Raw genomic sequence first — 12,493 nt, forward strand, 5'->3', positions numbered from 1 at the left:
TCGGATGAAGGTGCCCCGCACTCAGCTCCCGAACGGGTGAGGAGCGGGGACTTCAGGGGTCGGCGGCCTTCCGGCCGTTCAGGACACCGGCACCGGGGTGGCGTCGTGCTCGCGGGGGCGCGGGCTCCGCCGCCGCCTGCGCTGGGCCCACGCCAGTCCCAGCGCGAGCGCGCACCCGAGGGCGGCCGAGGCCGCACCGAACGCCGAACCGGGTGGCGCCCAGGTGAGCCGCACCTCGCCGGCCGCCTGCCCCGGCGGGAGGTCGACGCGCAGCAACCCGGCCGGTCCCGCGCTCACCGGCAGCTCCACCCCGTCCGCGGTGGTGGCGCGGTACCCCGGCCAGGCCAGCCGGGCGAACAGCAGCCGCGCCGGGCCGCGCCCTTCCCGCGCGAACTCGACGACCTCGGAGGTGCCTTCGGCGACCGCCGAGCGGATCCGCGCACCGTCGACGTGGGTGAGCGTCCCGCGCGGCCACCGCGTCCGGAAGTCGCGGTGCAGCACGGTGACCTCGTCGGAGCGCTCGCTGGCGGACCAGCCCGCCGGGACGTCGGGCTCCGGGACGAGTTCCCGCTGCACCACGACGGTGTCCAGCCGGAGCAGGTCCGCCAGCGGGGTGCCGGTGCCCGCCGGTTCGCGCCACAACGCCGCGTAGGCGTCCGGGCAGGCCCCGCCGTCGTAGCTGAAGCAGAAGGTGTCGGAGAACCGCTGGAAACCGATGCCGGTGTAGGAGTTGATGCTGCGCACCCCGGCGACCGGGTACATGCTGCCCGGCAGCAGGTCGCGCCACACCCCGGCCCCGGGCTCGTCGCCGGGCCGCCAGTGCGGCACCGCGATCTGGAACGTGGTGCCCCGGTAGCGGTCCTCGAACCGCTCCCGCAGCTCGGCCACCGACGACGGCAGGTGGGCGGTGGTGGTCCCGGGCGGGCCGACGAACCACGTCACCTGCGCGGCGAACACCACGGCGGTGCCGAGCTGGAGCGCGGCGGCCAGCCACCGCGTCCCGCGCAGCCGGAACGCCAGCAGGGCCAGCGCGGTGAGCCCCGCGACCAACAGCACGGCGATCGCGCCGCGCGGCAGCCGCGCCGGTTCCAGCGCACCGGTGGCGCCGCACGCGGCGAGCAGCAGGACGACCGAGGCGACCGCCCGCACCGGCGCCCGGCCGGTCCGCAGCCCGCCGGACAGCAGCACCGCCAGCACCACCGCCAGCGCGAGGAACCCGTAGTGCAGCACCCGCAGCGGCCACCGGAACATCCACAGCTCCGACGGTCCGATCGCCAGCGCCAGGAAGCCGGCGGCCACCACCGCGCAGCCGCTGAGCTCCCGCCACCGGCGCCGCAGCACGCCCCAGTCCAGCCAGGGCAGCAGCGGCACCGCGAACCAGCAGGTGTACACCGCCGGAACGGCCAGCGCGGCCCCGCCGAGCCCGGTGATGTCCGGGACGTGGTGCGGCAGGCCCGAGCCGAGCAGGTCGAGCGGGGCGGGCGCCATCACGCCGCTGTCGCCGATCGCCGAACCGTCCGCGGCCCGCCAGGTCACCGACGAGCTCAGCAGCAGCGGCAGGTACACCAGGGGCACCACCGCCGCGACCGCCGCACCGAGCAGCACCAGGTCCCGCACCGCGCGCCAGCGCGCCCGCACCGCCGACTCCACCACCAGCGCCACCAGCACCAGGCTGATCGCCAGCATGCCGTAGGGATTGCCCGCGGCCACCCCGAGCCCGCCGAGCAGGAACGCCCACAGCGCGCTGGACCGACCGTGCGCCATCCGCCGGGCCGCCCACCAGACGTAGGGCACCCACGCGCAGGCCAGCAGCGCGGCCGGCCACAGGACCGTGTCGAGGAAGTACAGCGATCCGGCCAGCGGCACCGCCACCGCGGTCGCGGCGGCGACCGAACGCCGGGCGCCGTACTCCGCGCACAGCAGGTGGACGCCGAGCGCGAGCGCGACCATCCCGAGGGTGCGGACCAGCGCCCCGGCGACCGCGAGGTCCGGGGCCAGCGCGGTGCCGATCCACACCAGCGGGTAGACCGGGTTCCACACCCCGTGGAGGGATTCGACCGCGAAGTTGCCGCCCATCCAGCCGTCCACGTCCAGCAGCGGTGGCCAGCGGCCGGCCAGCACCAGTTCGCCCAGGCGGTGCCACACCGGCAGGATCTGGATCGCGGCGTCGTCGTAGAAGTAGATCCACGGGTTGCGCAGCAGCGGGAGCTGGGCCAGCGCGGCGACCAGCGCGCAGGCGATCAACGGCGGCAGCACCCCGCGCAGCCGGCCGGGACGTGCGCGCGCGGGCGTGCTGAGCATCGGCTTCCCCTCCTCCTTCTCCGCCACAGCAGATGAAAGCGCACTCGGTGGACCGCCACCGCGGGCATCATCTGTTCGGGTGGCCGGTGCGCTGCCCGGCTCGCCCCCCACCGCGACGAGCCCAACCATGACGACGCGGATCCGCGCGTGCCCGGTGAGCGCGGAGGGGTGAGAGGAGCGCGTCGTGACCGACCAGGTGATGCGGGCCGGGGCAGCTCCGGCCGCACCGGCCCGGAAGCGCACCACGTCGATCGCCGCGCTGGCCGCCTGCTGGGTGCTGGCGGCGACCTACCTCCAGCTCATCCGCGGGCCGGGGTACCGCGCGCCTGCCGTGCTGTGGGCCGAGGACGGTGCCGTGTTCCTCAACCAGGCGCTGCGGCATTCGTTGTGGCACAACCTGTTCGCACCGCACGCGGGGTACTTCCAGGTGATCGGCCGGATGCTGGCGCAGCCGGCGGCGCACCTGCCGCTGTCCTGGGCGGCGCTGTGGTTCGCCGCCGTCGCCGCCGTCGTGGTGTCGCTGATCTCGGTGCTGGTGTGGTTCGCCAGCGCCCGGGTGGTCCGGTCCCGGTGGGCGCGGGCGCTGCTGACCGCGCTGGTCCCGCTGCTGCCGCAGGCCGGTTACGAGGTGAACGCGGCGGTCAACGACCTGCACTGGTACCTGGCCTGCGCGGCGTTCTGGGTGTTGCTGGCGGCCCCGACGACGCTGCGCGGTCAGCTCGGCGCGGCGGCGGTCGTGGTGCTGGCGGCGCTGTCGGACCCGCTGACCGCGCTGGTGCTGCCCGCCGCGGTGTTCGGCTACCTGGCGGTGCGGCGGCGGATCGCGCTGCTGGCGCCGACGGCGATGGTGCTGGCGTTGGCGGTGCAGGGCTGGGTCCGGTGGGCGCACCCGGACATGTACCGGGTCAGCCCGACGGTGGTCGGCGAGCTGCCGCAGATCTACGCGCTGCGCGTGGTGCTCAGCGCGTTCACCGGCGACCGGATGCTCGGCGCGGTGTACCCGACGTGGGGGATGGCGGTGGTGGTCGTGGCCGTGCTGGCCTTCGCCGCCGGGTTCGCCGGGTTGCTCACCCGGGTGCCCCGCCGGACCGGCGTGCTCGCCGTGGTCACCGTGCTGATCTCGATCGCCTACCTCGTGGTGCCGGTCGGGTTGCGCGGCACCGAGGGATTCCTGGGACGGGACGGTTTCGGGCTCGGCGGCTCGCGCTACACGATCGTTCCGCTGCTCCTGCTGTGGGCGGCGGTGGTCGTGCTGCTGGACGCGGCGGTGCCCGCAGCACCGCGCACCGCCCGGCCACCGGTGGTCTGGGTGGCGCTGAGCTGCTTCCTGGGCGCGCAACTGCTGGGCGACTGGGCCGCACCGAGCGTGCGCACCGGCGGGCCCACCTGGGCCGAGGGCTTGCGGACCGCGGCGGCGGGCTGCGCGCTGCCACCGGCGCAGCGCGCCCCGCAACCCGTGTCACCGATCGGGGAGAACCACGGTGCGGGCTCGGTTCCGCTGGTGCCCGGACCGGACGAGCGCACCGTCGCCATCGCTCCGCTGAACCCGGCCGGACCACCGGAGTTCTCCGTGGTGGTGCCGTGCTCAGCGGTGCGCGGCTGACGGTCCGAACGCGTGTTCCGGCGGCGGCGCACGCCGAGCGGCACCCGCTGCGCGGTCCTACAGTCGGTGCGGTGCCATCCCGCCGCGACCCGGCTGCGCGCGGCAGGACGGAGGGGGGAAGCAGCATGGACTTGTCGATCGTGGTGCCCTGCTACAACGAGCAGGACAACCTCGAAGGGCTCCGGAACGCCTTGCAGCACGTGTTGCCCGAGGTGTCCGACGAGTACGAGGTGATCCTGGTCGACGACGGCAGTTCCGACGCGACGCTGGCCGAGGCGCACCGGCTCAGCGAGGAGGACCCCGCGTACCGGGTGCTCTCGCTGAGCCGCAACTTCGGCAAGGAAGCGGCGCTGATCGCCGGCCTCACGCACGCGCGGGGCGACCGGGTGGGCATCATCGACGCCGACCTGCAGCACCCGCCGGAGCTGTTCGCGCGGATGGTGCCGCTGCTGGATTCCGGTTACGACCAGGTGGTCGCGCGGCGCGACCGCAAGGGCGAGTCGGCGATCCGGTCGCTGGTGACGAAGCTGTACTACCGCGCGGTGAACCGGTTGGTGGACGTGCCGCTGCAGGACGGCGTCGGCGACTTCCGGCTGCTCTCGCGGCGAGCGGTGGACGCGCTGCTGTCCATGCCGGAGTGCAACCGGTTCTCCAAGGGCCTGTTCGCCTGGATCGGCTTCGACACCGCGACGATCAGCTACCGCAACGCCACCCGGGCGGCCGGGAAGTCCAAGTTCTCCTTCCCGAAGCTGCTCAACTACGGCATCGACGGCATCGTGTCGTTCAACAGCAAACCGCTGCGCGCGTCGATCTACCTCGGGCTGATCATCACCGCGCTCGCGTTCTGCTACGCGGGGTTCGTGGTGGCGCAGACCCTGCTGCACGGCGTCGGGGTGCCGGGGTACGCGACGATCATCGTCAGCGTGGTCGGGATCGGCGGCATCAACCTGCTGTTCCTCGGCGTGATCGGCGAGTACCTGGGCCGGATCTACTCGGAATCCAAGCGGCGACCGCTGTTCCTGGTCAAGGACAGCACCCCGGAACCCGAAGCGGTGCCCCGGCCCCGCACGTTCAGCACGGTCGCACCGCCGGACCAGCGGTGGCGCGGGGACGGCCAACTGCCGGTGAGCGGGGCGCTGTAGCGGTGTCGTTCCTCAAGTTCATCGTCGTCGGCGTGCCGAACACCGTCGTGCACTACGCCGTCTACCTGGTGATGTGGTTGTGGACGCCCTACCTGGTGGCGCACCTCATCGCGGCGACGGTGGCGATGTCGGTGTCCTACCTGCTCAACTGCCGCTACACCTTCGGGGTCCGGCCCACGTTGCGGAAGTTCCTGCTCTACCCGCTGTCCAACGTCACGAACCTGGCGCTGAGCACGGCGGCGGTGTGGGCGCTGGTCGAGGGCTTCGGAGTCGATTCCCGGATCGCCACCCTGGTCGGCGGGGTCGTCGCCGTGCCCGCGACCTTCCTGGTGTCCCGGGCGATCCTGGTCCGCCCGGCGCCGCGCGAGGCCGAACCCGCCCGCACGGCACCGGAATGATCAGCCCGCGGTGACCGTCCGCGCGTACGACTTGGCGCCCCATTGCGCCCATTCGCCGTCGATGACGCCCTGGTAGCCGGGACGTGCGGGCAGCACGCGCCACGCGTAGGTGTAGAAGAGGAACCGCTTGGACGACAGCACCACTCCGGAGAGGTTCGGCGGGAACCGGTTGTCGTCCCGGGTGCAGTAGGACTTCCACCAGGCGAAGTTGAACTCGTTCGGGCCGAGCGCGTCCCGGATCGCGTATCCGGTCGCGTAGTGGTCGGAGTGGTCGTCCGGGTTCTCGGCGGCGTTCCAGTCCGAGGCGTTGACCCACGGTGTGCCCGCTTCGCCCTGCCGTTCCTGGTCGACGATCAGCCGCAGCGATTCCAGGACGGCCGACCAGTCCGGGTACGTGGCGGCACCGTCGACCGTCGTCATGCCGCCCGGCAGTTGGCCCGCCCGCAGCTTCTGGAGGCTCTGGTTCCCGTGCGACGGGAAGCCCTGGCCCCCCAGATTCCCGTCCGGCAGCCGAAGGAAGTAGCACGTCCAGTTCTCCCCTCGGTAGCGCTGCACCGCGCGACCGGCGAACACGGGGGCGTCCTCGCTGATCCGGAGCGAGGGGCGCGCCGCGGCGCAGGCGTCGACGAGGCCGCGTTCCCTGGCCCGCCACCACGCGTCCCCGATCCCGTCGTCGCCCGCCGTCGTGTCGATCACGACGATCTTCGCGCCGGACCAGCGCATGTCGGTGAACGCGAAATCGCCCCGGAACAGCAGTGCGTCGTCCGGGTGCGCGGCGACGAAGAACGACACGGCCATGATCTCCCCCTCCGGACCCCGAGGTTCCCGGTGCTCGTGCCGGTGTTCGGGGAATCGGCACCGCCGCGATCCGGCGGCGACGCGGCCAGGATGGCAGTGGATCTCGCCGTGCGGGGCGGCGTTCCGGTTCGGGAATGCGCTCCCGCGCGCACCTGGGGGCGCGCGGCCGTCGGCCCGACCCGGTGCTGCGCCTCGCGAAACCCGTTCCGGGTTCGCCCGCGCGGGCGCGGCTTCAGCGCGGGTGTGCGTGGCTCGCCGCCGCGCCGCGTCGGAGATCCCGGAGCGGATCAGCCGGTCGGCTGATCGGTCAGCCGTTTCCCGGATGACCCCTTGCGCTCCTCGGCCGGATGCGCCCCGACCACCGCCGGGAGGGGCAGCACGGCGGCGGCACCCGGCGGAACCGCTTGCCGCGAACGCCTCGTGCACGCGAAGTTACTGTGAGTATCATTCGCGTTATGTCGACCTCCCTGTCCCGCCGGCGCTTCCTGGGCGCGAGCGCCCTCAGCACGGCGGCCGCACTCGGCCTGACGACGATCTCCACCGGCTCCGCCGCGGCGCGCTCCTCGGACTTCTCGCCCGCCGTGGTGGTCGGTACCGGCTACGGCGCGGCGGTGACCGCGCTGCGGCTCGGCGAGGCCGGGATTCCCACCGTCATGCTGGAGATGGGCCGGTTGTGGGACACGCCCGGCGCGGACGGCACGATCTTCCCCGGGATGATCCGGCCCGACGAGCGCTCCACCTGGTTCAAGACCCGCACCGAGGCACCGCTGTCCACCTTCCTGTGGCTCGACCTGGTGAACCGCGACATCGAGCCCTACGCGGGGGTCCTCGATCGCGTGCACCACGGCGACATGTCGGTCTACCTCGGGCGCGGCGTCGGTGGCGGATCCCTGGTGAACGGGGCGATGGCGGTGGTGCCGAAGCGCTCCTACTTCGAGGAGATCCTGCCCGAGGTCGACGCCGACGAGATGTACCGGACCTACTTCCCGCGCGCCAACGCCGCGCTCGGCACCAACCACGTGGACCGGCGGTGGTTCCGCACCGCCGAGAGCTACCGCTACGCGCGGGTCTCCGCGGCGCACGCCGAGCGCGCCGGTCTGTCCACCGCGTTCGTGCCCAGCGTCTACGACTTCGGTTACATGGAGCGGGAAGAGGCCGAGCTGGTACCGCGCTCGGCGCTGGCCTCCGAGGTCATCTACGGCAACAACCACGGCAAGCGCTCGCTGGACCAGACCTACCTGGCCGCCGCGCTGGGCACCGGCAACGTCACCATCCACGCGCTGCACGAGGTGCGCGACATCGTGCCGCAGTCGGACGGTTACCTGCTCACCGTCCGCGAGATCGACGAGCACGGCACCGTGCTGGCCACCAAGCGGATCGGCACCCGGCACCTGTTCCTCGGCGCGGGCAGCCTCGGCTCGACCGAACTCCTGGTGCGCGCCCGCGACACCGGTGCGCTGCCCGGCCTCGGCGAGGAGGTCGGGCAGGGCTGGGGGCCGAACGGCAACGTCATGCTGGGCCGCGCCAACCACATCTGGGATCCCACCGGAGCGCTCGCCTCGTGCATGCCCGCGATGGGCATCGACGCCTGGGACGATCCGCGGCACCCGGTGTTCGCCGAGATCGCCCCGGTGCCCGCCGGGCTGGAGACCTGGGCGAGCGTCTACCTCGCCATCACCCGCAACCCCGAACGCGGGCACTTCAGCTACGACCCGGACACCGACTCCGCCCGCCTGCACTGGGACAGCGCGCAGGGCCGGCCGTCCATCGACGCTGCCCGGCGGCTGTTCGACCGGGTCAACCACGCCAACGGCACCGTCTACCGGCACGACCTGTTCGGCGACACCCGGGCGTTCGAGGACCGGTTCACCTACCACCCGCTCGGCGGCCTGGTGCTCGGTCGCGCCACCGACGCCTACGGCCGGGTGCGGGGCCACCGCAACCTCTACGTCAACGACGGCGCGCTGATCCCCGGCTCGACCGGGGTGAACCCGTTCGTCACCATCACCGCCCTCGCCGAGCGCAACGTCGAGCGGATCCTCGCCGAGGACATCCGCTGAGCACCACTCGATCAGGAAACATGCCTTGACGAGCATATTCCTTCGCGGGCATACTTCGGGTCGTGCGAGACGTTTTCGATGCGTTGGCCGAACCGGCGCGCCGGGCGATCCTCGACGAGCTGCGCGTCCGCGACGGGCGCGTCGTGGGAGAACTGGTCGAACGCCTGGGCCTGTCCCAGACCTCGGTCTCCAAGCACCTCAAGGTGCTGCGGAACGCGGGGCTGGTCACCACGCTCGTCGAAGGCCAGCAGCGCCGCTACCTGCTGCGGCCGGGAGGGATGCGCGAAGTGGAGGACTGGCTGGCCCCGCACCGCGCGTTCTGGGAGCGCCGCTTCGACGATCTCGCCGCTCACCTGGACCGGACCTACCCCGAGGAGGGGCCATGACCGCGACGACCACCGCCTCCTTCGACCTCGCACCGGAACCGGTGCTGCGCCTGGAACGCCACTACCCGCACCGGCGGGACCGGGTGTGGGCCGCGCTGACCGACCCCGAGCAGCTCAGCCGGTGGTTCCCCTGCTCGGTGGAGGTGGACCTGCGGGAGGGCGGCACGCTCACCCTCCGCTTCCCCGGTGAACCCGAACCCGACGTCGCGGTGATCACCGAGCTGAGCCCGCCGTCGGCGCTGGCCTTCACCTGGTCCGGTGAACACCTGCGGTGGACCCTCGAGGAGGACGACCAGGGCTGCGTGCTGCGGCTGACCAACACCATCGCCGACACCGACTGGACGGCGAACACGGCAGCGGGCTGGACGACCTGCTTCGACGCGCTCGCCGAGGTCCTCGACGGGCGCAGCCCCGCCCCGCACACCGGCCCGGACGAGGAGCTCATCGCCCACTACCGGAGCACGCTCGGAGTCTGAGGACACCGGCGGGAGCCCGCTCGGGGGACCCGCTGCGCCGGCGTTCCCCGAGCGATCGGTCGGCGAGGTCCGGTCAGCGGGTGCGCAGGCGCGGCCACAACGCGGCCCAGTCGTCGAGCGGGTCCTCGTAGAGGGTCAGCGAGACGCCTTGGGCCATGTTGGCGTGCTCGCTGCGCACGGTGCCCAGCGACCGCCGCGCGGCGAAGTGCGGCCCGAGCCGGTCGTCGGTGCCCACGTGCAGCACGGTGTCGATCCGCTCCGGTGGCGCGCCGAAGTACCAGTAGCCCCGGTGCGGGCTGAACACCGGCGGCAGGTCGCGGCCGAGCACGTCGAGCGCACCGGTGAGGTAGTAGGTCTCGCCGATGATCGCGGTGCGCGCGCGCTGCTCGGCGGGCAGTGCGGCGACCTCCCCGGCGACCGCGTCCACCAGATCGTCCCACCCGGTCTCGTAGAGCCGGGACGGGTTCGGCCACGCCGGGTGCTCGGCCAGGAAGTCCAGCGGGTAGACCGGCAGCACCGCCAGCGGCAGCACCAGCGACACCGCGTAGGCCGGCCAGGCGAGCCACCGGCCGCGCGGGCGCGGGCTGCGTTCGCGGCGGTGCTGCAACCCGACCGCGGCGGCCGCGAACAGCGGTCCGCAGAGCCCGATGAGGTAGTTGGGGCGCCCGCTGGTCACCAGGAAGAACAGCACGACGCCCAGCACCGCCCAGCCGACGAACCGGTACGGCCGCAGCTCCGGTCCGCGCAGCAGGCGGACGATCCCGTAGCAGCACAGGAAGGCGCCGACCACGGCACCGGAGTAGACCAGCGCGGTCGGCAACAGCAACAACCTGCTGTTCTCCGCGTCGACGACAGCGCCCATCCGCACCGCCGGCCAGTCGTGGCTGGCCTGCCACAGCAGGGTCGGCACCGCGGCGAGCGCGGAGATCCCCGCGCCGAGCCACAGCAGCGGCCGCGCCAGCGCCCGACGCGGTCCGACCACCGCGCAGCTCACCAGCAGCGCCGCGCACAGCACCACGACCTGGAACTTGGTCTGCACCGACACCCCGGCCACCAGCGCCGCAGCGAGCAGCAGCCCGTCGTGGCGGGTGCGGACCCAGCGGATCACCAGCCACAGCAGCAGGACCCACAGCAGCAGCTCCACCGTGGCCGCGGCCAGCCAGTGCCCGCTGAGCAGCACCCACGGCGACAGCGGGTAGGCCGCCGCGGCCAGCACCTGCGCCCGCCGGTCGCCGCCGAACTCCCGCGCGATCAGCCCGGTGACCACCACCCCGAGCGCCGTGCACAGCGCCGCGGGCAACCGGAGCGCCAGCAGCGAACCGGGGAACGCCGCGTCCAGCCCGGCGGCCAGCAGCGGCACCAGCGGCTGCTGGTCCATGTACCCCCAGTCCAGGTGCAGCGCCCCCGCCGCCAGGAAGTACAGCTCGTCGGTCAGGTAGCCGTACCGACCGCTGAGCAGCACCAGCAGCAGGAACGTCGCGGCGGCGACGGCCCACACCGGGCCGCGGGCGAAAGGTCTCGGGAGCACGCGGGGACTGTAATGAGCCGACCCCCGCGCGGGGAGGGGCGATTCGCGAAGTCGGCGCACCGGTGTGACCCATTCCATAGGCCCCGCTCGGCCGGGGACTGCTCCGCTCGGGTGATCTCGGCGAGAGGGGGACAACCACCCCCGGTGGCGCACCGTGTTCAGGGCTGTCATCGATCGAGGGTCCTCCCGGACAGCGGCGAAGCCGCTCGCGACGCCTGGATCTTCCGCCGCGCACCGGCCCAGCGAGCCGTTCCGGGAGCAGTCCTGAAGGAGTCAGCGTGTTGGATGCATCTCGTTTCGGAGGGTGGGCCGCGCTGGGCGCCTCCGCCGCCCTCCTGCTCGGCGCCGCGGGGCCGGCGCTGGCCACGACGGAGGGACCCGTCGCCTACGCCTTCACCGGCGCCTACCACGTCCCCGCGTTCGAAGCGGAGCAGGAACGCTTCGCGGAGGTGTTCGGCTCCCCCGAGCAGCGCGGCGTCAACGGTGTCGTCCCGCCGTCCGCCGAGTCCGCTGAGGACTTCCTCCCGGTCGGCCCGATGTCCACCGGCACCGCCTGGTTCATCCACGTCAACGCCGATGCCGGGGTGTTCGGCGACACCCCGCCCAGCGGTGCGACGGCGGATGCGCACTTCGAGTCCAGCGCGGCGATGCGGGGCGACGGAACGCCGAGCGCGACGGTCTCGGCCGACTACCTGCTGGAAGCCCAGAACGCGCTCGGCGACTCCGCCGAGGACCACCGCTGGCTGTACCTCGACGACGTGCGCAGCGAGGCGGAATGCCGCTCCCCGCAACGGGTCTCGGCATCGACGGCGGCCTCCGGGATGTGGGTGCGGCAGCCCGACCGCGGGCTGGCGGCCGTCCCGGTGCCCGCCGCGGGCGAGAGCTACGAGGTGCGGGACGTTCCGCTGCGGCTGCCGCGGACCACGATGGAGCACCAGAACCTGCCGCAGTACGCGGACATCTCGGTGCGCCGGGTGACCGACGCGGCGGACCTGGTGCCCACCGACCAGTGGCGGACCGGGGACGTCAACGCCACCTCGGGATGGCGCGTGGAGGTCGCCAGCTACGTCCTGGTCGACGGCGTCCGCACCGACCTGGACACCTCGGTGCTCATCCTCGGCGGTACGACCTGCTCGGTCCCGGCGAGCTGATGGCCGGTCCTCGGCGGGCGGACCGCGCGCCCGCCGAGGACCGCTCAGAGCTCGCGCACGACCTTCGCCGGGTTGCCGACCGCCACGACGTCGGCGGGCAGGTCGCGGGTGACGACCGCCCCGGCCCCCACCACGGTGTTGTCGCCGATGGTCACGCCGGGGCAGACGATGACGCCGCCGCCGAGCCAGACGTTGTCGCCGAGCGTGATCGGACGGGCCGATTCCCACCCGGCGCGCCGCTGCTCGGCATCCAGCGGGTGCGTCGCGGTGAGGAGCTGGACCCGGGGGCCGAACTGGGCGTGGGCGCCGATCGAGATCCGCCCCACGTCCAGCAGCACCGCGCCGAAGTTGACGAACGAACCGGCGCCCAGGCTGATCTGGTAGCCGTAGTCCACGTGCAGCGGCGGCCGGACCTCGGCGCCCTCGCCCAGCTCGCCGAGCAGTTCGGCGAGCACCGCGCGCCGGGCGACGAGGTCGGACACCGACGAGTTGTTGAACCGCTCGCTGAGCTCGGCCGCCCGCCGGGCGTCGGCGGCGATCTCCGGATCGTCGGCCCGGTACAGCTCACCGGCCAGCATCCGCTCCTTCTGCCCGCTCATCCGGCACCTCCCGCGTCCGATCCTGCACCCCCGGCGACCACCCCGCGCTCC

Annotated in this window: 11 protein-coding genes; 7 read left to right on the plus strand and 4 right to left on the minus strand. The window is 73.2% G+C overall.

Annotated elements, in window-relative coordinates:
* Positions 1–78 precede the first annotated feature (78 nt).
* The gene (locus ABD976_RS11300) at positions 79–2,301 is read right to left on the minus strand and encodes a hypothetical protein (protein WP_345361508.1); all 2,223 of its coding nucleotides are present in this window, start codon (positions 2,299–2,301) and stop codon (positions 79–81) included.
* 184 nt (positions 2,302–2,485) lie between these two features.
* Here ABD976_RS11300 and ABD976_RS11305 point away from each other — a divergent pair, with 184 nt between their 5' ends.
* From ABD976_RS11305 to ABD976_RS11315, 3 genes are all read left to right on the plus strand, one after another.
* Entirely contained in the window at positions 2,486–3,904 is a 1,419-nt protein-coding gene (locus ABD976_RS11305) for a glucosyltransferase (RefSeq protein WP_345361511.1), read from the plus strand.
* 125 nt (positions 3,905–4,029) lie between these two features.
* Positions 4,030–5,046, plus strand: coding sequence for a glycosyltransferase family 2 protein (locus ABD976_RS11310; RefSeq protein ID WP_345361514.1), 1,017 nt, complete (start codon positions 4,030–4,032; stop codon positions 5,044–5,046).
* 2 nt (positions 5,047–5,048) lie between these two features.
* Positions 5,049–5,444 (plus strand): GtrA family protein, encoded by a 396-nt coding sequence (locus ABD976_RS11315; RefSeq protein ID WP_345361517.1) that lies wholly within the window; start codon positions 5,049–5,051, stop codon positions 5,442–5,444.
* Here the strand turns inward: ABD976_RS11315 and ABD976_RS11320 are convergent, their stop codons facing one another.
* Positions 5,445–6,242: a PIG-L family deacetylase gene (locus ABD976_RS11320; protein WP_345361522.1), complete on the minus strand. Its 798-nt coding sequence runs from the start codon at positions 6,240–6,242 to the stop codon at positions 5,445–5,447. It lies immediately after the preceding gene.
* A gap of 455 nt (positions 6,243–6,697) precedes the next feature.
* On the opposite strand from ABD976_RS11320, the gene ABD976_RS11325 reads away from it, so the two are divergent.
* The 3 genes from ABD976_RS11325 to ABD976_RS11335 all read left to right on the plus strand — a co-directional run bounded on the left by ABD976_RS11325 (position 6,698) and on the right by ABD976_RS11335 (position 9,164).
* Positions 6,698–8,302 carry a GMC oxidoreductase gene (locus ABD976_RS11325; protein WP_345361525.1) on the plus strand — a complete coding sequence of 535 codons (1,605 nt, stop codon included), beginning with the start codon at positions 6,698–6,700 and terminating at the stop codon, positions 8,300–8,302.
* Between the two features lie 62 nt (positions 8,303–8,364).
* Complete coding sequence (locus tag ABD976_RS11330; RefSeq protein WP_345361528.1) at positions 8,365–8,688, plus strand: ArsR/SmtB family transcription factor; 324 nt, start codon at positions 8,365–8,367, stop codon at positions 8,686–8,688.
* Entirely contained in the window at positions 8,685–9,164 is a 480-nt protein-coding gene (locus ABD976_RS11335; RefSeq protein ID WP_345361531.1) for an SRPBCC family protein, read from the plus strand. Before ABD976_RS11330 ends, ABD976_RS11335 begins: the two co-directional genes overlap by 4 nt.
* A 73-nt stretch (positions 9,165–9,237) precedes the next feature.
* Here the strand turns inward: ABD976_RS11335 and ABD976_RS11340 are convergent, their stop codons facing one another.
* Positions 9,238–10,692 (minus strand): ArnT family glycosyltransferase, encoded by a 1,455-nt coding sequence (locus ABD976_RS11340; protein WP_345361533.1) that lies wholly within the window; start codon positions 10,690–10,692, stop codon positions 9,238–9,240.
* A 278-nt stretch (positions 10,693–10,970) separates the two neighbouring features.
* On the opposite strand from ABD976_RS11340, the gene ABD976_RS11345 reads away from it, so the two are divergent.
* A complete protein-coding gene (locus tag ABD976_RS11345; RefSeq protein WP_345361536.1) occupies positions 10,971–11,843 on the plus strand; it encodes a hypothetical protein in 873 nt (290 codons plus the stop codon).
* 44 nt (positions 11,844–11,887) lie between these two features.
* On the opposite strand, the gene ABD976_RS11350 is transcribed toward ABD976_RS11345, so the two are convergent.
* Entirely contained in the window at positions 11,888–12,442 is a 555-nt protein-coding gene (locus tag ABD976_RS11350; protein WP_345361539.1) for a sugar O-acetyltransferase, read from the minus strand.
* Between the last annotated feature and the right edge of the window lie 51 nt (positions 12,443–12,493).

The sequence above is a fragment of the Saccharopolyspora cebuensis genome (genome assembly GCF_039542665.1).
Taxonomy (GTDB): domain Bacteria; phylum Actinomycetota; class Actinomycetes; order Mycobacteriales; family Pseudonocardiaceae; genus Saccharopolyspora; species Saccharopolyspora cebuensis.

Excerpts from the sequence above, each read along its gene's own strand:
- ABD976_RS11300 (WP_345361508.1), bottom strand. The coding sequence starts at position 2,301 with ATGCTCAGCACGCCCGCGCGCGCACGTCCCGGCCGGCTGCGCGGGGTG.
- ABD976_RS11310 (WP_345361514.1), top strand. The coding sequence starts at position 4,030 with ATGGACTTGTCGATCGTGGTGCCCTGCTACAACGAGCAGGACAACCTC.
- ABD976_RS11320 (WP_345361522.1), bottom strand. The coding sequence starts at position 6,242 with ATGGCCGTGTCGTTCTTCGTCGCCGCGCACCCGGACGACGCACTGCTG.
- ABD976_RS11325 (WP_345361525.1), top strand. The coding sequence starts at position 6,698 with ATGTCGACCTCCCTGTCCCGCCGGCGCTTCCTGGGCGCGAGCGCCCTC.
- ABD976_RS11335 (WP_345361531.1), top strand. The coding sequence starts at position 8,685 with ATGACCGCGACGACCACCGCCTCCTTCGACCTCGCACCGGAACCGGTG.
- ABD976_RS11350 (WP_345361539.1), bottom strand. The coding sequence starts at position 12,442 with ATGAGCGGGCAGAAGGAGCGGATGCTGGCCGGTGAGCTGTACCGGGCC.